Origin of the sequence: Cytobacillus sp. NCCP-133 (assembly GCF_026011715.1) — a bacterium.
GTDB lineage: Bacteria > Bacillota > Bacilli > Bacillales > Cytobacillaceae > Cytobacillus.
Genome location: NZ_BRVM01000014.1, coordinates 44,501 through 62,593 on the forward strand (window position 1 = coordinate 44,501; position 18,093 = coordinate 62,593).

19 protein-coding genes and 1 riboswitch are annotated in these 18,093 nt (G+C 43.0%); of the genes, 15 read left to right on the plus strand and 4 right to left on the minus strand.

All coding sequences use genetic code 11. The features are described from left to right. Positions 1-157 precede the first annotated feature (157 nt). Together NCCP133_RS15600 and NCCP133_RS15605 are read right to left on the minus strand one after the other, a co-directional pair. Positions 158-595, minus strand: coding sequence for a Dps family protein (locus NCCP133_RS15600; RefSeq protein WP_264805997.1), 438 nt, complete (start codon positions 593-595; stop codon positions 158-160). Positions 596-747: 152 nt separating this feature from the next. Next, positions 748-1,329, minus strand: a complete 582-nt coding sequence (locus NCCP133_RS15605; protein ID WP_264805998.1) for a YqaA family protein — start codon at positions 1,327-1,329, stop codon at positions 748-750. Between the two features lie 203 nt (positions 1,330-1,532). On the opposite strand from NCCP133_RS15605, the gene NCCP133_RS15610 reads away from it, so the two are divergent. Continuing rightward, positions 1,533-2,417, plus strand: coding sequence for a sulfite exporter TauE/SafE family protein (locus tag NCCP133_RS15610; RefSeq protein ID WP_264805999.1), 885 nt, complete (start codon positions 1,533-1,535; stop codon positions 2,415-2,417). A gap of 113 nt (positions 2,418-2,530) precedes the next feature. On the opposite strand, the gene NCCP133_RS15615 is transcribed toward NCCP133_RS15610, so the two are convergent. Further along, positions 2,531-3,715 carry an FtsW/RodA/SpoVE family cell cycle protein gene (locus tag NCCP133_RS15615; RefSeq protein ID WP_264806000.1) on the minus strand — a complete coding sequence of 395 codons (1,185 nt, stop codon included), beginning with the start codon at positions 3,713-3,715 and terminating at the stop codon, positions 2,531-2,533. Between the two features lie 582 nt (positions 3,716-4,297). Between NCCP133_RS15615 and NCCP133_RS15620 the strand changes: the two genes are divergently transcribed. The 14 genes from NCCP133_RS15620 (at position 4,298) to NCCP133_RS15685 (ending at position 16,698) form a co-directional block, all read left to right on the plus strand. Beyond that, positions 4,298-5,074, plus strand: coding sequence for a hypothetical protein (locus NCCP133_RS15620; RefSeq protein ID WP_264806002.1), 777 nt, complete (start codon positions 4,298-4,300; stop codon positions 5,072-5,074). An 87-nt stretch (positions 5,075-5,161) separates the two neighbouring features. Beyond that, positions 5,162-5,369: riboswitch (cobalamin riboswitch) on the plus strand. A 233-nt stretch (positions 5,370-5,602) separates the two neighbouring features. Continuing rightward, on the plus strand, positions 5,603-6,571 hold the full coding sequence (locus tag NCCP133_RS15625; RefSeq protein ID WP_264806003.1) for an ABC transporter substrate-binding protein: 969 nt from the start codon (positions 5,603-5,605) through the stop codon (positions 6,569-6,571). Continuing rightward, positions 6,537-7,595 carry a FecCD family ABC transporter permease gene (locus tag NCCP133_RS15630; protein WP_264806004.1) on the plus strand — a complete coding sequence of 353 codons (1,059 nt, stop codon included), beginning with the start codon at positions 6,537-6,539 and terminating at the stop codon, positions 7,593-7,595. Before NCCP133_RS15625 ends, NCCP133_RS15630 begins: the two co-directional genes overlap by 35 nt. A gap of 2 nt (positions 7,596-7,597) precedes the next feature. Further along, on the plus strand, positions 7,598-9,070 hold the full coding sequence (locus NCCP133_RS15635) for an adenosylcobinamide amidohydrolase (protein ID WP_264806005.1): 1,473 nt from the start codon (positions 7,598-7,600) through the stop codon (positions 9,068-9,070). Continuing rightward, on the plus strand, positions 9,067-10,032 hold the full coding sequence (gene cbiB / locus NCCP133_RS15640; protein WP_264806006.1) for an adenosylcobinamide-phosphate synthase CbiB: 966 nt from the start codon (positions 9,067-9,069) through the stop codon (positions 10,030-10,032). The genes NCCP133_RS15635 and cbiB overlap by 4 nt, the downstream gene beginning before the upstream one ends. Then, complete coding sequence (cobD, locus tag NCCP133_RS15645; protein WP_264806007.1) at positions 10,007-11,083, plus strand: threonine-phosphate decarboxylase CobD; 1,077 nt, start codon at positions 10,007-10,009, stop codon at positions 11,081-11,083. Before cbiB ends, cobD begins: the two co-directional genes overlap by 26 nt. After that, a complete protein-coding gene (locus NCCP133_RS15650; RefSeq protein ID WP_264806009.1) occupies positions 11,065-11,652 on the plus strand; it encodes a bifunctional adenosylcobinamide kinase/adenosylcobinamide-phosphate guanylyltransferase in 588 nt (195 codons plus the stop codon). The genes cobD and NCCP133_RS15650 overlap by 19 nt, the downstream gene beginning before the upstream one ends. Next, complete coding sequence (locus NCCP133_RS15655) at positions 11,637-13,160, plus strand: cobyric acid synthase (RefSeq protein WP_264806010.1); 1,524 nt, start codon at positions 11,637-11,639, stop codon at positions 13,158-13,160. The genes NCCP133_RS15650 and NCCP133_RS15655 overlap by 16 nt, the downstream gene beginning before the upstream one ends. Next, a complete protein-coding gene (gene cobS, locus NCCP133_RS15660; RefSeq protein ID WP_264806011.1) occupies positions 13,147-13,938 on the plus strand; it encodes an adenosylcobinamide-GDP ribazoletransferase in 792 nt (263 codons plus the stop codon). Before NCCP133_RS15655 ends, cobS begins: the two co-directional genes overlap by 14 nt. Continuing rightward, entirely contained in the window at positions 13,896-14,510 is a 615-nt protein-coding gene (locus NCCP133_RS15665) for a histidine phosphatase family protein (RefSeq protein ID WP_264806012.1), read from the plus strand. Before cobS ends, NCCP133_RS15665 begins: the two co-directional genes overlap by 43 nt. Then, the gene (locus NCCP133_RS15670) at positions 14,462-14,896 is read left to right on the plus strand and encodes a bifunctional adenosylcobinamide kinase/adenosylcobinamide-phosphate guanylyltransferase (protein WP_264806014.1); all 435 of its coding nucleotides are present in this window, start codon (positions 14,462-14,464) and stop codon (positions 14,894-14,896) included. Before NCCP133_RS15665 ends, NCCP133_RS15670 begins: the two co-directional genes overlap by 49 nt. Positions 14,897-14,911: 15 nt before the next feature. Next, the gene (locus NCCP133_RS15675; protein ID WP_264806015.1) at positions 14,912-15,496 is read left to right on the plus strand and encodes a cob(I)yrinic acid a,c-diamide adenosyltransferase; all 585 of its coding nucleotides are present in this window, start codon (positions 14,912-14,914) and stop codon (positions 15,494-15,496) included. Next, entirely contained in the window at positions 15,497-15,991 is a 495-nt protein-coding gene (locus NCCP133_RS15680) for an ECF transporter S component (protein WP_264806016.1), read from the plus strand. Further along, positions 15,988-16,698, plus strand: coding sequence for an ATP-binding protein (locus tag NCCP133_RS15685; protein ID WP_264806017.1), 711 nt, complete (start codon positions 15,988-15,990; stop codon positions 16,696-16,698). The genes NCCP133_RS15680 and NCCP133_RS15685 overlap by 4 nt, the downstream gene beginning before the upstream one ends. A 105-nt stretch (positions 16,699-16,803) precedes the next feature. Here NCCP133_RS15685 and NCCP133_RS15690 read toward each other — a convergent pair whose 3' ends face one another. Continuing rightward, on the minus strand, positions 16,804-18,084 hold the full coding sequence (locus NCCP133_RS15690; protein ID WP_264806018.1) for an MFS transporter: 1,281 nt from the start codon (positions 18,082-18,084) through the stop codon (positions 16,804-16,806). Positions 18,085-18,093 lie beyond the last annotated feature (9 nt).

The window sequence follows — 18,093 nt, forward strand, 5'->3', positions numbered from 1 at the left end:
ATTATGGAGACTCCCTTCTGAGATGCTAGGAGTGACATCTGCTCAATCTTACCATCTAAGAACGGCAGCTGGAAAAGTTATTGCTTCAAAAAAGCATCATTTACGGGCAAAAAAAAGAGCCAGCGGTACTTCCCACTGACTCTTTTTATTTCATTTATTATTCTCCTAAGTAGGCATTTAGCATCCAAATGTGCGTATCAAGTTTTTCCATAAGCCCGATTGCGAAGTCAGCTGTTACTTGATCTTCATGTTCCTCAGCAAGCTGGGCTATAGAAGTTAATTGTTCCTTTAGATGTTTGTAGTCTGCAGACAGGCTGGCAACCATGTCTTCAGCCTTTACTTCTCCATCGGACTCTTCCAGGGTACATAGGCTTAAAAATTCCTTTAAACTTGATGCAGGAGTGCCGCCAATTGCAAGCAGACGTTCTGCAGCTTCATCTACAACTTCTGCAGCTTCATTATATAACCCCTCAAATTTTTCATGAAGGGCAAAGAAAAACGGCCCTTTTACAAACCAGTGATAACGGTGCAATTTAGTATATAGGACACTCCAGTTTGCGATTTGAACATTTAATGCTGAATATAATTGTTCCATTTGAAAATCCCCCTTTAATTAGCTTGTAATATCATTATAACAAATATTAAATTAAAATCAATATTTATTTATAATAATTATAATTAATATTTTTATTTGTGTAATGGGAGTAATGCACAAAGAAAAAATCCCGGTTTAAAACCGGGATTGAGTTACGCAGCTTTATTTCTTTTTTTCACCATGATATAAACAAAAAATACAACTAGAATGATTAGCCCTCCTGCCAGTGTTAGAAGGCTGAAATTTTCTTCAATGAATGTTTTCGCCTGCACACCCATCACCATAATAATAGCAGCTTCCAGAAAGAAGCGTGCTCCTCGGCCGATGATAGACCAAATGACTAAAACCCTTAAACGGATGTTAGATATTCCAGCGAAAATCGTAAAGACTTTATAAGGGATCGGAGTAAAAGCGGAAATTAAAATCGCCATCGCCCCGTACTTTGTAAAATAGTTTTCTACCTTTTGAATTCTTTCTTCAGAAATAATAAACCTTAATACAGGACGGCCTAGTTTCTTTCCGATAAACCAGCCGAGAATGGCACCGAGTACGGAAGCAACTGTAGTAATAAAAGCGTACCAGAGCACACTTTCAGGGTTCGAAATTCCCATTGGGATCAGCAGTACATCGGGCGGAATCGGAAAGAACGAAGAATCGGCAAAAGAGACGAAAAACAATCCAAAGATTCCATACTCCATCAGCCATTCTTCAATTGCATGAATCATTTCAGACATTTATGATAATCTCCTTTATAACTTCCATAATCACATATGTGAAGTATACCACTTTTTATGCCAGCCCGTCATGCTGAAAAAATAGGCCCTGTTGGGGGAAGTTCGTGAACTTTCAAAAGTAAAGATCCCAACTTATAAACCCTGCTAAGTATGGTAAAGTGATATAGTATCAATAAAAAAGAACATAATAGTGAGGATTTCACATGGAATATATTTTATTTAGTATTTTAGGGGCACTGATCAGTGTGTTCTCCGGTTTCTTTGGAGTAGGAGGGGGATTTATATTAACCCCAACGCTAATGCTGTTTGGATTTTCTCCAGTAGAAGCTATTACAACAAGTTTATTATTTTCAATTGGAACCTCCATCTCGGGTATTACCGCTCATATCAAGATGAAGAATATTCTGCTAAAGCAAGGGTTAATCCTTGGACTAAGCGGAATGGCAGCTACACAGGCGGCACATCCTTTTGTGTTGTTTCTTGAAAAAAGAGGATGGGATGATTGGGCCGTTCCAATGTTTTATATCGTCCTTCTGTCTTACTTTGCCCTCACTATGCTGAAAAGGGGAAAGAAACCTAGATCAGGTGCTGATCATCCTGCTGAACAGTCTCATTCACTCATTAAGATGATTTCAATCGGTTTTTTTGCCGGATTTGTGTCAACCACTTTAGGGGTAGGCGGCGGATTTATTATGGTTCCCCTTTCGGTAGCACTTTTGGGCTTACTGCCAAAAAAAGCTGTGGGTACAAGCTTATTTGCCATTCTATTGATCGTGTCGGCCGGTTTTCTATCTTATGCTTCCACGATTACCATTGATTATTGGACGGGCTTTTCTTTAGTTGCTGGCGGCCTAGTTGGATCCCAATTTGGAGCGAAGCTCACATCATATTTTGAAAACGAAGAGATTACGTATATGCTTGGCGCTCTTTATATGGCGACAGTTGCAAGTGTAATACTCAAATTAGTGAACTTGAATTATGCTGGCCTTGTCTTAATGACTATTTTCGTAGGGGGCTTTTTAGTAAGGAGTATTGTAAAAATGAAGCTGGCGAACGCCCGGAATAACGCAAAAAAGGAGAGACCGTAATGGCCTCTCCTTTTGTTTCAGGATCAGAAGGGATCTCTTTGAGCTCCGATAACTGTCCAGCTTTAGCGCCTTGCCCTGCAGGGAAATAAACAAGCTATTATACTCTGCAGGAGTTATTTTGCAACATAATTTGAACCTGTCGAAAACATATACGTTTTATGGTGATAGCGCATGCTGAATATCAGTCCCATGGCCAGCATGTTCCCCATCAGTGAACTCCCCCCATAGCTGATGAAAGGCAGCGGAATGCCGGTAATCGGCAGAACCTGGATGGTCATCCCAATGTTTTGAAAAACATGGAAGGTAATCATGCTGATAATGCCGACGCAAATATAAGTATTAAAAGGGTCGATTGTATCCAGCGCTGTTTTAGTCAAGTGATAGATAAGAAGAAAGAACAAGCTGATCACAATACTGGCACCGAAAAAACCGTACTCTTCTCCAATAACACTAAAGATAAAATCAGTATGGGCATCCGGAACATAGACTTGCCTGTCACTAAAGCCTTTTCCAGAGATTAAGCCGGATCCAATTGCAAGCATAGAGTTATAGAGCTGCATGCCAGCTCCTTGCTTATGGTTGACAGGGTCCAGCCAGGAGTAGATTCTGCTGAATTGGTAGGGATCCACTCCAAGATATTTCTCCAAAATTTCAGGTGCTGCGATCACAAGGTAGAGGATAGTTCCAGCAAAGGCTCCCAGAAAACCATAAATGGGCACAAGGATTTTCCACGATATCCCTGACACAAGAGTCATGCCTGTTAAAATAGCAACAATGACTAGAGCTGTGCCCAGGTCCTCAATGATAATTAATCCTAATGGAAGCGAAGTCACTGCCCCAAGCTTAATGAGAAGAAGCAAATCAGAACCAAGGGTCTTGGTTACATACTTAAAATGATGATCGGAAATGATTTTGCTCAAAGCTATAATCACGAAGACTTTTACAAACTCTGAGGGCTGAATGGAACCCAGCCCTGGAACCACATACCAAAGAGTTGCCCCTTTGCGCTCCGGTGCAATGCTTTCAGGTGCAATAAATAATCCCAGCAATAAAAGAATTCCAAAACCATATAAAAGCCATGAAAGTTTTCTAATTTGCTCACTATCAAAATACACAACTACGGCAATAATGATTAGGCCAACTACATAGTTTACGATTTGTTTAATTACAAAGTTCCCGGCATATTGCTCGGAGGATTGTCCGCTGTATATAGCGATGCAGCTAATAAGGAAGAAGAGCAGCAATAAAAAGCATAACGTCCAATCAAATCGGTCTGAAGGTTTTTTTGTTTGATCCATCCCTATACACCTGGTTTCTTTTCCTTTTTTCCATTTTTATTGCATTCTAACGGGCAGTAAGACTACCGCTTCAACACCCAGAGGAATCGAATGAGGTAATGGCACTTAAAATGTCCGTAAAGGCCCTAAAGAAGAACAAAGACTAAGAACGCCACGTCCTGTGGCAGTGTCTTTGTGCCCCGCTTCCTTTGGGCTTTAATAATCAATCAGTGGGATAAAAACCCCCCACTGATTGAAGTTTCACTTTATCCTAACAAAGATAGATACCCCTTACAATGGCTGTTTCAGTGTAGTCCTATACCTTTAGACGAAATGAGGAGTGAGATAGTTTCCGGCTTTTAATAATTTGAAGGCATAAAAAATAGTTTGATATAAAGAGGGTATATGGAAATAAAATGGAACTATTTATAATATTTTTCTAAACAGGAAAGAAATCTTTACATATTTTTGCTACAATAAGAGAGGAAAAAACAGTCAGGTTCAAGCAGGCAGTTTCGCAGACAGAAGCTGTCTTTTTCGATAAATAGCCGCTGTGAGCGTTTGCTATAGATATTACTCTGTAACGGTTCGGAGGTTTCGTCATTGAAAAAAAGAAATCATGCTATTCGTGAACTCATCTATGTCCATCTTAATGAACAGGATCAGTATGTTTTAACATATGGAATTGAGTTTGCCGAGTTTGTACAAACCCTTGCAGATTCAATTAATAATTTGCTGCTTCTGAAGCACCGCTATGAGCATGGAGATTTCAATATGCATACGATGTTCGATTTTGTAACCAGAGATAAGCTCGGAAAGCTTGTTGGAGAAGATGTATATAGCTATGGCGATTTCTGCTGGATTGATTTTGAGGAAGAAGAGGCTGTAAATGAACTTCCGGGCCAGACGATCGCTGAGATTCTTTATCTTGGTCATGTTAAAGAGCACTTAAAGCCTCCTTTTTACAATTATTTAAGTAATCGGTATGTGTACCTTGCCCATGATGACGGCTGGTTTAACCGTACCTATTACCGGGATTTGAATGATTTCTACCGGATGCTGGGGGAAGTGATCCCTGGGAAAATGGGGCAAATGAAAGTGGGAAAAACGCTGCTCGGCATGAAAAAGAAGAAAACATATCCCCCCATCACAAGAGATGTCCTTCTATCATTAAAACCTTTAATGAAGGAAGGGGCAGTGCTGTCCATAAAGGATATTGACCAAAATCGGACACGGATTGAAATTCCGATTTGGATTATCGGTGATTTTGCACATATGGATGATATGTATGACGAATATGTAACCATGTCTAAGGAGCCTTGTGAAGCAAAGATTGTATTCGATAAGAAGACTAGGGAGTGGAAGATTTACTCCCGATAGGATTCTGAACTTTTTTACAACATTCAGCAAATTTCTCTTACATTTCTAGCGGGATGGTGTATAATCGGATATAGAAAAATTTTATATGCATAAAAGAACAGGTGTCTTCTTAAAGAGAGTAAAGCCACATCATTTCGTTATTCTTTGAAGACTTAATAGGGAAGCTGGTGAAAATCCAGCGCGGTCCCGCCACTGTAAATGGGAGCTGTCTGCAAGTCCACTGTACATTTGTATGGGAAGGCGCAGAATGGCAATGACCATGAGCCAGGAGACCTGCCTGATTCGAAAGCACCCTTAAACCTACGAGGATAGGGAGGTGTTTGGTCCGGCCATCTATTCTTGCTACATAACCCAGAGAATTATGACCATACAAACATCTCCTTGCCGTTCGAGGAGATGTTTTTTATTTATTTTGGGTGCCGGGCTTGTCTCTAGCGCTGCCCCCTCTCAATATCGGCAGCGGCAGGGCGCTTAGGTCTTCCTGGCATCACCAGGATTTTGTCAGAAAGTATTGGAGGATTGATGAGAATGAAAAAGTTTTATTCATTGTTATTAGCTATGCTGCTTGCTGCAGGAGTACTGGCTGGCTGTGGAGAGAGTGCAGAGCAGTCTAAGCAGAAAGCTGAGGAAGGGCAGAAGGCTAGTGAAGAGGAGTCTGCATTTCCTGTAACGATAAAAGATGCTCTTGATAATGAGGTTGTGATTGAATCAAAGCCTGAAAGAATCGTTTCTATGATTCCAAGCAACACAGAAATTGCCTTTGGGCTAGGGCTGGGACAGGAAGTGGTAGGAGTCTCCGATTTTGATAACTACCCGGCCGAAGCCGCTGAGAAAGAAAAGATTGGGGGCATGGAATTTAATGTGGAGAAAATTATCTCCTTAAACCCAGATCTTGTCCTTGCACATGCTTCAAGCGCACATAATTCGGAAGCAGGTCTACAGCAATTAAGGGACGCGGGTGTGACAGTCCTTGTTGTCAATGATGCGAAAAGCTTTGAGCAGGTTTTTGAATCTATTGAAATGATTGGAATTGCCGCTGGAGTAAAAGAAGATGCAGAACAGCTTGTTGCGGACATGAAGAGCAAATTAGATGAAATTAAAACAAAAGCGCAAAGGATTAAAGAAGATGATCGCCAATCGGTATTTGTTGAAGTTTCGCCTGCTCCTGAAATCTATACGGCGGGAAAAGATACATTTATGGATGAAATGTTAAGTGCGATCAATGCAGAAAATATCATTACCGAAGAAGGATGGCCAAAAATGGATCCGGAAGCAATTATCGAAAGAAATCCGGATGTAATCATCACAACCCATGGTTATTACACTGAGGATGCTGTTGGCAATATAATAAGCCGGGATGGCTGGCAGGACATAAGCGCAGTGAAGAATAAGCAAGTTGCTGATGTGGATTCCGATATGGTTACACGCTCTGGCCCGCGTATTATTGAAGGAGTCGAGGAACTTGCAAAAGCAGTATATCCGGACGTATTTAAATAATAAATTCTTAGCTTATATTACAGCAGCAGCTTTTTTGCTTTGTGCCGCGCTATTGGGGATCTCAATTGGAACAGTATCTGTTTCCCCCATCACGATTATCAAAGTGATAGCTGCTGAGCTTCTTCCGTTTATTTCATTAGAAAATACAGACACTATGCATTCAAATATCATTATGAATATTCGGCTGCCGCGCGTATTGCTGGCTGGCCTGGTAGGGGCGTCTCTTGCAATTGCGGGAGCCGCCTTTCAAGGTTTATTAAGAAATCCTCTGGCGGATCCATATACAATTGGAGTGTCTTCGGGGGCTTCGCTCGGTGCTGTTTTAACTTTGTTTCTGGGTTTATCTATTCCTTTCGCAGGGATGTTTACCTTGCCATTATTCAGTATCCTTTTTTCATTCTTAACTATTTTTGCCGTTTTGCTATTTGCGAGAAATATTGAACGATCCATGAAAGTGGAAACGATTATTTTAACAGGCATTATCTTCAGTTCCTTTCTTGGCGCCCTTATCTCTCTTATGATTGCCCTGACTGGAGAAGAGCTTAGGCAGATTATTGGATGGCTTCTTGGCAGTGTATCGATGAGGGGATGGGCGTATATTAAAATTATCATCCCGTTCTTTGGGATAGGTGCTATCCTTCTTTTGGTGAACAGCAAGGAGCTTAATGCTATGTCATTTGGAGAGGAAAAGGCCCAGCATATTGGAGTGGATGTTCAGAAAAGAAAGATGATGATCCTAATAGCGGGCTCCATCTTAACGGGTGCTGCTGTAGCTGTTTCGGGGACAATAGGATTTGTAGGACTTGTGATTCCTCACCTGACCAGGCTCTTATGGGGTCCTGATCATAGGCATCTGTTGCCTTTATCCATTTTAATGGGAGCAGGCTTCCTGATCATTGCCGATCTGGTATCCCGGACAATCATTGCACCTACCGAGCTTCCAATCGGTGTAATTACAGCGATAATTGGTGCACCTGCATTTGCCTTTATTTTGATGAAGAGACGGACAGAAAGAAGTGGATAATCATGCTAAGTGTTCAGCAAGTCACTGGCGGGTATGCCGGTGCACCGGTTGTAAAAAATATAAGTTTTGAAGTGAAAAAAGGAGAGCTTTTCGGGATATTGGGGCCGAACGGAAGCGGAAAAACAACGATTCTGAAGATGCTGAGCGGCATTTTGCCCCATAAATCAGGAGATATTGTAATCAAAGGTAAGACCCTTTCAAAGTATACACCGAAAGAGCTTGCAAAAATTATTGCCGTTTTGCCCCAGCACTCCTCTCAAGCATTTTCTTATACCGTAAAAGAAACAGTTTCCCTTGGCCGGTATGCCCATCAAAAAGGCTGGTTTCAGAGCTGGAGCAATAAAGATGAGGAAGCGGTCAATCGGGTTATGGAACAAACGGGCATCTCCCAGTTTCAGGATGATGATATCCAGCAATTATCCGGCGGTGAAAGGCAGAGGGTGTTTTTAGCTCAGGCCCTTGCACAGGAGCCTGAAATATTATTGCTTGATGAGCCGACAAACCATCTGGATTTGTCCTATCAAAAAGAGCTGCTTGACCTCCTTTCTGTATGGTCAAAAGACTGCGGGCTTACGGTTATTTCCATTTTTCATGATTTGAACTTGGCCGGCTTGTACTGTGATCGTCTATTGCTGCTGGAGAATGGTGAAGTCAATATCGACCACGTTCCCAATGAAGTGTTAAAAGAAGGCCGGATTCGTGAGGTTTACAGAACAAAAATTGAAAAGCTTCCGCATCCCAGAGTCCCGGCCCCTCAGATGGTTTTGGTGCCCGAACGCGCTCAGGCAAAAAGCCGGCAATTGAAGCGTATCGATCAAGACAGTTTTGAGATAAGGGAAGGCTTAATCATCCTTCGTTCACCATTTCCGCTGAAAACCATGTCATCAGGAGTAACAGGATCTGGCACCGGATGGAATCGGATATTTCTAAATCGGCATGTGAGCAAGAATTATGATTGCAGTGACCATAGAGCAGAGATGGCTGAATTTGTTCAGGAAATTGGTTTTGAACCCGGTGAAACCGTAGGGATGATGACAGCCGTATATGTAGAGGATCATAGCAGCAAATTTTTTGAGGAAGAAACATTCTCTGTCTATGTAGTGGTGACAGCAGGCGTTGGCAATGCTGTTGATGCCTCGAAAAGTGAAGAGCATTCTTATCATCTGACTCCAGGTACAATCAATACATGGATTTTCGTTAATGGCAACTTGACAGAAGAAGCCTTTATTCAATGCATTATGACAGCAACAGAGGCAAAAACAAGAGCCTTATACGATCAGAAGGTAAAGGATACTGTCACAGGGACGATTGCGACTGGGACCTCGACAGACAGTATTTTGATTGCGGCCACACAGAAGGGGGAAAACCTTGAGTACGCTGGGACCATTACGCCGCTTGGCAAGGTGATTGGGAAAGGTGTTTACGAATGTACTGTTGAGGCGATAAAAAATTCGCAAAGAAGGATAAAGAAATGATTTTATATCATTTGATCGCTCTCACAGTTGCCTGCATGATAGATAAGCTTATAGGGGATCCGCCAAACTGGCCGCATCCGGTCAGGTGGATGGGAGCCCTGATACATAAACTTGAAAAAATCCTTAACAGAGGCCGTTTCAGAAAATTAAAAGGAATCATCATGCTGTCAGTTATCGTGCTGGTGATAGGAGGCTTATCCTTTTTAATCATCCGAATCTTCTATGGAATTCATCCGATCGCCGGCATCCTTGCAGAAGGAATTCTTATCTTCACAGCGATTGCTCAAAAGAGTTTAAAAGACGCAGCACTGGAGGTCTATGAACCTCTGGCAAAAGGAGATATAGAAAAGGCAAGATTAAAGCTTTCGCACATTGTTGGCAGGGATACAGAGGGGCTGGATGAACCAGGCATTGTTCGGGCTGCCGTGGAGACAGTAGCTGAAAACACAAGCGATGGCATTACAGCTCCATTACTTTGGGCAGTGGTAGGCGGTGCTCCGCTGGCTCTTATCTACCGGGCCATTAATACGTGCGATTCGATGGTTGGTCATATGAATGATAGATTTATAGATTTTGGATGGGCATCAGCAAAGGTGGATGATAGCGCGAACTGGATCCCCAGCCGGCTGACATCGATTTGCATCATGCTCACTCAAAGGCCTGAGCACACTTCAGCTGGAGAAGCCTGGGTCATATTGCTAAGGGATGCAAAGAAGCATCCAAGTCCTAACAGCGGCTGGGGGGAAGCTGCTGTGGCCGCTCTTCTTGGCATTCAGCTGGGGGGAATCAATTTTTATAAAGGCGTCATCTCCGACAGGGCAACAATGGGAAATTCAATGGTGCTTCTTGGCAAAGAACATATTTTAAAAAGCATATCGATTATGAGAAGGGCTGTTTTCCTATTTTTACTCTTATTATGGACAGGAGGGATGCTCCTTGAAATGGCCCTCACACGGCTCTAATCCCCGATATTTATATGAAGCTATGAATAAGGAAATGCCTGCAGAACGGGTAGACTTCAGTGCGAATATAAATCCGCTTGGCCCTCCTCAGGAGTTAAAAGTAAGGTGGAATAATCTTTTTGAGTATATTACAGATTATCCGGATCCACATGCTTCTCACTTAAAACATATATTGGCTGCCCGGGAGGGAATAAAGGAAACGCAAATCCTAGTCGGGAATGGCGGAGCAGAGCTGATTACACTAATCGGCAGGATGTTAGCCGGGAAAAAGGTGCTGATTATTCAGCCGGCCTTTTCGGAATATGAAGAGGCTTGCAGGGTAAATGGATGCATGGTTGCCTATCATCAGCTGGATCCTGAGACCTGGGAATTGGATATGGAAGCGTTATCTTTAAAACTAAGGGAAGCTGACGCCCTGTTTTTCTGTAATCCAAACAATCCAACCGGTGTTTTTTACCCATCAGCGATTGTAAAGGAACTGATAGAAAGATGCCGTGTGTATAATTGTATGCTTGTTATGGATGAAGCTTTTTATGACTTCGTTGAAGAATACCAATCTATTATTCCTATAATAAACAGCCACTTGCATGTTATGGTGCTGCGCTCTATGACAAAAATGTTTTCAATTCCAGGACTGCGTCTGGGGTATTTGCTCGCAAACGAGTCTTTAATAGAAAGTGTATCTACTCTAAAACCTCACTGGAGTGTAAATGCTCTCGCTTTAAAAGCAGGAGAGTGGTGCCTTGAAAGTGAAAAGCATGTCCAATTAACGAAGAAATTGATTAAACAGGAAAGAGAAAGGCTGGCTCATTTTTATCGGAAGCTGGAATTTGCTGTCTCCCCTTCTTCCGTGAATTTTTATTTGTTAAAAGATACAAAAATAGATAATCAGCTCCCTCTTTTTCAATTTTTGCTTGAAAAGGGAATAATCCCTAGGCACACGATGAATTTTCCCGGTTTGGAAGGAGAGTGGCTTCGTTTTGCGATTAAAGGTCCGAATGATAATGAGAAGCTGATGGAGGCGATAAAGGAATGGCGAAAGGTTCGCTAATGTTTATTTCTGGGGGAGTTCGCAGCGGAAAAAGCTCTTTCGCTGAAAAAGCTGCTGCTGATCTGGCAAAACAGACTGGCGGAAAACTTCATTATATTGCTGCAGGAAAAGCGTGCGACTCTGAAATGGAAGCCAGAATTCTGAGGCATAAGGAAGACCGGAAAAAAAACGGCATAAGCTGGACAACTTGGGAGCAGCCTGTACGGCTTGCAGAGCTTTCCGGCGTTTTTGGCGATAAGGATATCGTTTTGTTCGACTGTTTGACAACTCTCCTGAATAATGAGCTTTTTTCGGCCGAAAACCTATGGAGGAAACAGGATTTTCAGGAGAAAGTGTCATCTGATATTCTGCATGCCATTAATGAAATCCGTAAGAGGTGCAAAACCATCATAGTTGTCAGCAATGAAGTATTGAATGAACCGATTGGCGGAAATGAGCTGGTGTTTATATATGGGAAAATCCTGGGCTGTCTTCATCAAAAAATGGTCGAAATCGCGAATCAGGCCTATCTCATTGAATCAGGCATTCCCATTCAAATGAAAGGAGAACCGGCATGCAAGGAATTATGATTCAAGGAACTTCATCAGATGTAGGGAAAAGTTTGATTGCTACGGCTTTTTGTCGGGCATTCTCCAATGAAGGTCTTCGGGCAGCTCCCTTTAAATCACAAAATATGTCCAACAATTCATATGTAACAAAGGATGGATGTGAAATCGGCAGGGCCCAGGGCATTCAGGCTGAGGCGGCAAGGGCGGATGCATCTGTCTGGATGAATCCCATTCTTCTTAAGCCTCAATCCGAACAGCATGCGGAAGTCATCCTGCTGGGGAAAGCAATTGATTCTCTATCAGGAAAAAGCTATCGTGAAACTTTTTATGAAAAAGGATTGAAGACGATTGAGGAGGCTCTGCAGCTGCTCGAAGCTCATTTTGAATTGCTCGTGATAGAGGGAGCCGGAAGCCCTGTTGAGATTAATTTAAAAGATAGAGAACTAGTTAATATGAAAGTCGCTGAAATGGCGGATGTACCTGTGATTCTGGTCGCCGATATTGACAGGGGCGGAGTTTTTGCAAGTATTATCGGCACGTTAGAGCTTTTCACAGAAGAGGAAAGAAAACGGGTTGCTGGAATTATCATTAATAAATTTCGCGGGGATATTGGCCTGTTTGAAGATGGCGTTAAATGGATTGAGGAAAAGACGGGTATACCAGTTCTCGGGATTCTCCCTTATTTGAATGACCATATGATTGATGGAGAGGATTCTCTTTCCATTCAGCCTTTCGCCAGAAAAACGGGTGATGGCATCCTGGATATCGCTGTGCTCAGGCCTCCATATATTTCAAACTTCAGTGACATAGATCCTTTTTATTATGAAGAGGATGTGAGCATTAGGTGGGTGAGGCATCTATCGGAGATTGGCACCCCGGATGCTGTTGTTATTCCTGGCACAAAGAGCACGATCCACGATTTACGCTATTTTAAAGAAAAAGGGCTGGCTGATTGGCTTGTGTGGTATGCGGAAGAGGGAGGATATATCACTGGTATTTGCGGCGGCTATCAGATGCTTGGCCGGAATTTAATTGATATGGCGGGTACTGATACAGGATCTCCAGTTGAAAAGGAAAAAGGCTTAAACTTGATCCCTGCGGATACCTATTTCCATGAAAAGAAGAAGACCCTTCAGGTGAAGGGAAGGCTGCATCCAAGCATAGAGCTAGGCATGAGGGAAAGTCTAGATGGATATGAGATTCACTTAGGTGAGACACTTCTTGAAAATGAATGTTCAGGAAAACGCCTGCTGCTCCTTGAGAACGGAGAAGAAGAGGGGTTTTATGGAAGGGAAGGCAAGCTCATTGGGACTTATATGCATCACATCTTCCATAATGATGAATGGCGGGGTGGGTGGCTGAATTCATTGCGCAAACAAAAGGGCTATCCATGTAAGGATCCAGTGCCTATTAAAGCATTGAAGGATGAAAAGTACAATGAACTGGCAGAACACCTGCAGAAGCACTTTGACTGGGAAAAATTAAAGGAAATCATCTTTAATTGGAGAAAACAAAATGAAATGGCTTAGAGGATTATTGATAAACCTTCAATTTTTCACCAGCATCCCCATTCCGATAGCGATGCCGATGGATAAGATTCACCTTGAGAAAGCGATCAAAACGTTTCCGCTGGCAGGACTCATTCAGGGGGGGATATATGCGTTCATTCTTTATGCTTTCCTTGAATGGACACCATTTTCCGTTTTGACTGCTGCGTTTGCGGTATGGCTGGCAGGGATTATATTGACTGGCGGTATTCATCTCGATGGGTGGATGGATGCGAGCGATGCATTCTTCTCCTACCGGGATCAGGAGAAACGGCTTGAAATCATGAGTGATCCCCGGGTAGGAGCCTTCGGGGTAATGTCCATTATCGTTTTGCTGAGCGTCCGCTTTTTGTTTATCTATGAAATTGTGCTTTTATCACAATCTGCTACATACTTTCTCATCACTTTGATCCCTTTTTTAAGCAAAATGGTAATGGGTGTTTTACTGATAAACATCCAGGCTGCAAAAAAAGAAGGGCTTGGTTCTTTATTTCAGCAGGCAGCCACAAAAACAACTTTATTTATCTACCCATTCTTCCTTCTGCTGATCGCTGCTGCGGCATTGTTCACAGGGGCACAAGCTACTCTCGGATTTTTGGCCATGACGGTTTTTTCAGTACTGTTTTTCCTGTTCATATCAAAAAAAGTCATCGCCTGGTTTGGCGGCATGACAGGGGATATACTGGGTGCAAGTGTGGAAGGGATGGAGGTTTTCCTATGGATGATCGTGTGGTTATTGCATTATTTCGCCATGGGATAACGGAAGCAAATAAACGCCATGCCTACCTGGGCTGGACAGATTCATCTCTTTGCCCCATTAATCAGAATCTTATCAAAGTTTCTGCCGGTTACGAGCTGATTTTATCCAGTGATTTAGGAAGATGCCGGCAAACAGCCAATATTCTCTTTCCGGGAACTACTCCAGATGCAAGCAAAGATTGGCGGGAAATCCATTTTGGGAAATGGGAAGGCAAAACTTATGAGGAATTGAAAGATAATGCTGATTATCGAAGCTGGTTAGAGATACCTTTCACCCATAAACCTCCTAACGGTGAATCATTCGGCGAATTTACAGAAAGAGTGGATAGGGGCTGGAATAAGCTGATTCACAGAATGCTGGATGAAGAGATCAGAACAGCCGCGATTGTTACACATGGCGGTGTGATGCGGTACTTATTAAGTAAATATGCACCCGAAGCTAAAGAGTTTTGGGAGTGGCAGGTTCCCTTTGGTAAAGGATACGAATTTAGCTGGAAACAGGAAGGATTAAGGAGGGGTGAGAGATGCACTTTGTTACGGGAGGTGCCTTTAACGGCAAATCCAAGTGGGTGAAGGATTTCTATCGTCTGGAGGAGGTCCAGTATCAGTGGATTTCCGCCTACAAGGGAAAAGTCAACATGGATACGGATCAAAATTCCGCTGATATTCACATACTAGAAGGCGTTGAGTTGTGGATCCGCGGCCTGGCAAAAGAGTTTAATACCGATGAGGTTCGAACCAGATGGAAAAATCAGCTAAGGTTTTGGCTTGGTTGGGAGAAAGAAGACATTCATAGGAGAGTTATTTTAATAGGGTCAGATATTTCAAAAGGGATTGTTCCGGTGGAAGCCGCTGATCGATACTGGCGGGATGTAACCGGATGGGCCTATCAGGACACCGCTGCGGCTGCAGATCGTATTGACTTAATTTGGTATGGCATAAGCCAAAAAATAAAATAAAAAGGGGATTGAGCAATGAAGCTTTACACAAGAACTGGCGATGAAGGAAAAACGAGCATTATCGGGGGAAGAGTTGAAAAGGATGATGTAAGGGTTGAGGCATACGGTACTGTGGATGAAGTAAACTGTTTTGTCGGACAGGCTATAACACAGCTTGATCCTGCCATTTTTCAGGACGTACTGGTTGATCTTGAGAAAATCCAGCATGAGCTTTTCGACTGCGGCGGAGATTTAGCCAATGTCTCAAAGAATCGGGAGCTGAAGCTTGGCAAGGATTCGGTTGACTATTTGGAGTCTAAAATCGATGTGCTTATCGAGGAAGCACCAGAGCTCGAACGGTTTATTCTGCCAGGAGGGGCACCTGCTTCTGCATCGATTCATATCGCAAGGACCGTAACAAGAAGAGCGGAAAGGCTCGTTGTCTCTTTACGAAAAGCAGATCCGGAAACATCTGCAGTTGCCTTAAAATACCTGAACCGCTTATCCGATTATTTCTTTGCTCTGGCAAGGGTTATTAACTTCCGGCTTAACGAAAAGGATGTGGAGTACGTCCGAAGTGCAAAAGTGTTCAGGGAAGGGAAGCGCAAGGAGGACAAATAAATGAAAAGCATGAAGGTTTCTTTGGCAGCGATGCTCATCGCTTTAACCGCTGCAGGTGCAGCAATAAAAATTCCTGCTATTATTGGGAGTGTTGCTCTGGATGCCTTTCCTGCCCTGCTGGCGGCTGTGCTGCTTGGGGGCTGGGGAGGTGCTGCGGTTGCATCCGTTGGCCATCTTCTATCCGCTTTATTAGGAGGGATGCCTCTCGGGCCGCTGCATTTTCTCATAGCTGCTGAGATGGCACTCTTAGCATTCGCCTTTGGTTATTTATACCGCAGAGGCAGGCGCTGGCAGGCTGGTGTTCTTTTTATACTTGGCAATGCCTTTGCTGCGCCGCTTCCTTTCATCTTTTTAATGGGTAAAGCATTCTACTTGGCGATAGTGCCATCTTTATTTATCGGATCTGTTTTAAATACCGTTATTGCCTATATAGCTATTCCAAGACTTGTGAGGATACTTGAACCTCACTTTACTAAAATGAGTGAAGGGCAATGAGAGACGTCATCACCTTTTCCGTCAGCTCCGGTGATACATTAGTTATTGCAGCTGATAATAGCGGAGCGATTGGAGAAAAAGATCAGGACGCAGTGCATGTACCCTATGAAACGGTTGCGTACTTTACTTTTCGTGTTTCTGTGATGGAATGTCTTTCTGCGGGTGGGGAACCATTCGCGGTGATCATGCAGAATTTCTGCGGTGATGAGGCGTGGAGTTCTCTTGTAAAAGGGATTGAACAAGGCATGAACGAGCTAGGCTTAACAAATCTGGTAATAAGCGGAAGTACAGAAAGCAACTTTCAATTATCTCAGTCAGCTGTAGGGTTATCTGTTTTGGGGAAAAAAGTGGAAAATGGGGATCAGGGGCAAATTCCTTTTACAAACGAGTCTAGTATCGCTGTAATTGGCTCTCCGCTAGTCGGTGAAGAGGTAATCCAGCATGGGCTGGATATTGTTCCGTTGGACTTATTCCAAGAAATAAATTCACTCAGTGAGGTCGTGACCCTTCCTGTTGGTTCAAAAGGAATCCTATACAAGCTGAATGAACTATTTTCCAATAAGGCTTTCAGTGGGGATGAGTTTAATGCAGAAGTGGATATCCACAAATCTTCAGGCCCGTCTACTTGTTTCATTGCTGTTTTTCCTCAGGAAAAAACAGAAGAGATAAGGAAACGGTCGGGGAAATATTTTCATCTATTAAAATAATATTTCATGATCAGAATAGCGGGGGAGCCGGTCAATATTAATTAACACCTATCCTGCGTTTGAAAAATTTATCCTTTTTCATATAAACAAAGGATCCTGAAATCATCAGGATCCTTTTACAGGTTGTTTGGCCAGCAATGCACTCAAAATAGCGATCACAGGCAAAATCATGGTGATATAAATAATTTCTTCATAGCTGCCGAAAAGATCATAGGCAAAGCCGAATGGAAGCGGTCCAAGCGCAGAGCCGATAACCATAACAGTCATCGCTGTGCCTTTAATGCTTCCAAGATACTGCCTGCCAAAATAACTTGGCCATACATAATTCAAAGCAATTCGTTCAAAGCCTCCGCTAATCCCCCAAAGGACCCCGAATAGGATGGCAACTGTCACATTTTTAGTGAACAGCAGGACCAGCATAAAGATAATCTCCCCTAGAAAAATGCCCGCCAGCACATAATTCACTTTCACCTTATCAAGGACGAATCCAGCCGCCAATGTAATGGGAAAACCGATCATCGCCATTAGGCTTAGTACCAGTGCAGCAATACCAGGTGAAATATTCTGAACGCCCAAAATAGAGACTAAGTGAAAGGTCAGTCCGGTGTTTACAACGGCAGGTATGGCCACGCAAAAGAGAAGGAGCCAATAAGTCTTTGTTTTCATCGCTTCCTTTAACGTCCAATTTTCTTCTAAATCAGTTTCAGCATAACCCTCATCTAGTTCGCCTTTTTTACGTATCGGCTTTTCCCGTCCGTCAGGCAAAAGGCCGATATCCTCCGGTTTATTCCGAATGAGAACGTAAGCGAGCGGAACGAAAATCACCAGCGTAGCAACTCCCCAAAACTGCCATGAGAAGCTCCAGCCCCATTTATTAACCAGCCATGCATTTAATAGAGGAAAGATTGCAGAGCTGGAAAATCCGCCGATCGCCATCAGACTTAGTGCTTTTCCCCTCTTAGTTATAAACCATTGAGGAACAAGTGTATTAGGAATAAGGGTCATGGAACCCTGCCCAAGAAGCCTTAAAAAGAAGAAACCTATGAAGAGCATAGCGGTATTAGCCACAATGCTGTTCCAAAAACAAGCCAGCGCAAGGCTGATTCCAATAAAAACAGCCATTTTCCGCTGTCCATGCCGGTCGATGAAGCGGCCGACAAAAAACATGCATAAGCCGGAAGCAAGAGTAGCTGCGGAATAGACAGCCGATACTTGTGAACGGCTCCAGCCGAAATCGTGAATATAGGAATCAATAAAAACCGATATGGAATATGTTTGTCCCGGCCCAGCGAAAAACACACCGAGAGCAGAAATGAGGACAATCATCCAGCCATAATAAAAAGGTGTGGAAATAGGAGCAGCTATTCTTTGTGTTTGTGCTTTCATGTCAAAACC

Bases quoted from the DNA above. Each gene is read 5' to 3' on its own strand.
- NCCP133_RS15600 (WP_264805997.1), bottom strand. From the start codon at position 595: ATGGAACAATTATATTCAGCATTAAATGTTCAAATCGCAAACTGGAGT.
- NCCP133_RS15605 (WP_264805998.1), bottom strand. From the start codon at position 1,329: ATGTCTGAAATGATTCATGCAATTGAAGAATGGCTGATGGAGTATGGA.
- NCCP133_RS15610 (WP_264805999.1), top strand. From the start codon at position 1,533: ATGGAATATATTTTATTTAGTATTTTAGGGGCACTGATCAGTGTGTTC.
- NCCP133_RS15615 (WP_264806000.1), bottom strand. From the start codon at position 3,715: ATGGATCAAACAAAAAAACCTTCAGACCGATTTGATTGGACGTTATGC.
- NCCP133_RS15625 (WP_264806003.1), top strand. From the start codon at position 5,603: ATGAAAAAGTTTTATTCATTGTTATTAGCTATGCTGCTTGCTGCAGGA.
- NCCP133_RS15635 (WP_264806005.1), top strand. From the start codon at position 7,598: ATGCTAAGTGTTCAGCAAGTCACTGGCGGGTATGCCGGTGCACCGGTT.
- cbiB (WP_264806006.1), top strand. From the start codon at position 9,067: ATGATTTTATATCATTTGATCGCTCTCACAGTTGCCTGCATGATAGAT.
- NCCP133_RS15650 (WP_264806009.1), top strand. From the start codon at position 11,065: ATGGCGAAAGGTTCGCTAATGTTTATTTCTGGGGGAGTTCGCAGCGGA.
- NCCP133_RS15655 (WP_264806010.1), top strand. From the start codon at position 11,637: ATGCAAGGAATTATGATTCAAGGAACTTCATCAGATGTAGGGAAAAGT.
- cobS (WP_264806011.1), top strand. From the start codon at position 13,147: ATGAAATGGCTTAGAGGATTATTGATAAACCTTCAATTTTTCACCAGC.
- NCCP133_RS15665 (WP_264806012.1), top strand. From the start codon at position 13,896: ATGGATGATCGTGTGGTTATTGCATTATTTCGCCATGGGATAACGGAA.
- NCCP133_RS15670 (WP_264806014.1), top strand. From the start codon at position 14,462: ATGCACTTTGTTACGGGAGGTGCCTTTAACGGCAAATCCAAGTGGGTG.
- NCCP133_RS15675 (WP_264806015.1), top strand. From the start codon at position 14,912: ATGAAGCTTTACACAAGAACTGGCGATGAAGGAAAAACGAGCATTATC.
- NCCP133_RS15680 (WP_264806016.1), top strand. From the start codon at position 15,497: ATGAAAAGCATGAAGGTTTCTTTGGCAGCGATGCTCATCGCTTTAACC.
- NCCP133_RS15685 (WP_264806017.1), top strand. From the start codon at position 15,988: ATGAGAGACGTCATCACCTTTTCCGTCAGCTCCGGTGATACATTAGTT.
- NCCP133_RS15690 (WP_264806018.1), bottom strand. From the start codon at position 18,084: ATGAAAGCACAAACACAAAGAATAGCTGCTCCTATTTCCACACCTTTT.